The 1,578-nt window shown below is 47.7% G+C and carries 1 protein-coding gene; it reads right to left on the bottom strand.

Features of this window, described 5'->3' with window-relative positions:
* The coding region (locus ACFILO_RS08635; RefSeq protein ID WP_375678144.1) for a filamentous hemagglutinin N-terminal domain-containing protein at positions 1-1,433 on the bottom strand (1,433 nt) is incomplete at its 3' end.
* Positions 1,434-1,578: the final 145 nt, after the last annotated feature.

Below are 1,578 nucleotides of genomic sequence, written 5' to 3'. Positions count from 1 at the left end.
AGGGTGATATCTCCTGCTCCATAAACACTTTCAGCAACAATCGCCCCTTGACTGCTCTGGAGATCAACATCCCCTTGGGTGCCAAGAACAACAACACCAGCAGCACCCGTTGCCGCCATATCAACCCCACCGGCTAAAAAATGAGCTTGTATATCACCACCGGCATGCGCCTTGAGATTCCCTTGCGCTAAAACAATCCCCTCAAGCTTCAAGTCTCCGCCCGATTCAAGAGCCATATCAGCACCTGACCCTAGCCCTGAAACTTGAAGTGTCTGGCGCGAAGAAAGCTCCATATTGCCCCCAGAGGTTGCCTTACCGGCAATCGATAAAAGCCCATCCTGCGCCTCTATCTTCAAATGACCATCAGCACCAACCGTTTCTAACGTCACATCCTTATGGGCGGCAATATCAATATGCTTTTTCGAGGTGATGTGTTTTGCCAATATGCTCTGGCTTTTCGATTTGAGGACAACACCCCCATGACCAAAAACATTCTTCAACGAGATTTTCCCGTCAGCAGAAAGATGCAACTGCCCCGCATTGGCGGCCATATCATGGCGCATGCGAACCCCAACACCTTTTTCTGTTGCCACAAGTTTAATCTGATCCGCCTGTAGAGCCCCCAAAGCAGAACCATCTATCGCATATTCCGGTTTACCGGTAATATCGGTCAGTTCTTTCATTTCCCGTGAAGCATAATCAAAGTGACCTGTCCCTGCTGTCACACCAATTTCTCTGCCCGCAACAGCTCCTTCAAAATGCACTGTGCGTGAGACAATATCGACAATATCAACCGCCCCTTGACCAGAGAAAAAATTGGCTCCCTTAGCGCCAAAGGTAATATCCCCACCTCGCACCTCAAAGCCTTTCAAAAAACCGCTCGCATCAATTTCGGGAACACCTGTGGTTAAAGTCGCATGGGGCGTATTGATAAAGCCACAACCATCACAGCTTATCCCATTGGGATTGGCTATAATCACATCGGCGGGGCTCCCAAAAACCTCTCCTGGACCATGAAGCGCACTGCGCTTGCTGCTGGTCACTTCATTTAAAATCACTTTCGCCGAACCCGTGAGGCGCAAATGCGGATTGCCCGGCATAATGCCCCCCAACTGCGATTGCCCCACTTCTTGCGCATGATTGTTCCAAATCACACCTGGATTTCCAATATTAAAATCGTTATATTTATTGTGTGATAAGCCCTTGCCATTGGGGGTAACAATATCAATCGAGGGAACCCCATTGGGCGCTGCGACTATATCTGGACGATGGGCGGCATTCGCGTTAGGATCCACAGTAATTTGCGCCTGTAACGCTGAAGGGGCTAACAAACAAGAAAAACCAAGTCCCCCAAATAAAACCTTTTTGAGCATCGTACTGGAGACTAAAACACCTAATAAAGCTGCTCTTTCTGCTCTCTTCTCATATCTCATACGTTAACTCCCCAATAAAAAATGCTTAAAGTTCCATTGTTAATGTCATAAAAAATGTTCCTGATTTTTTGTGCTTAACTGTGCTCCAAAAAATACTGGAATAACTGGCATCAAGAGAGACCATGCCTCCCGCAAGCTTGACACC

It is taken from the genome of Bartonella sp. AP72JLCBS (genome assembly GCF_042195705.1).
Lineage (GTDB): Bacteria > Pseudomonadota > Alphaproteobacteria > Rhizobiales > Rhizobiaceae > Bartonella.
The sequence above is the reverse complement of the archived record's forward strand: the minus strand, read 5'-3'. Positions and strand labels throughout refer to the sequence as shown.